This window comes from Psychroflexus maritimus, assembly GCF_011089875.1.
GTDB lineage: Bacteria > Bacteroidota > Bacteroidia > Flavobacteriales > Flavobacteriaceae > Psychroflexus > Psychroflexus maritimus.
On sequence record NZ_JAANAS010000025.1, the window covers coordinates 1 to 211 of the forward strand.

The 211-nt window shown below is 39.8% G+C and carries 1 protein-coding gene; it reads right to left on the reverse strand.

All coding sequences use genetic code 11. From position 1 onward, the window contains the following. Positions 1-211, reverse strand: a 211-nt coding sequence (locus G7034_RS02465; protein WP_166399381.1) for a hypothetical protein, incomplete at both ends; no start/stop codon positions are given.

Genomic DNA, 211 nt, shown 5'->3' on the forward strand with positions numbered 1-211 from the left:
TTGTTGTAATATTCGATTATAAGTTCATCGGTGTTTTCCACATTTTGTAAAACTTCGTCTTCCACTAAGCTTAAGTCGAAAGTTCTAACGCCAGTTTCGTTGTCGTCGCAAAGCGATAGCGGTTCGGGAGTTTCGGTTTGTGGGGTGTTTCGGGTGAATAAATCCAAGTCAAAAATCTGAGTACAACCAGTTTCTTCATCTTCAAAAAACG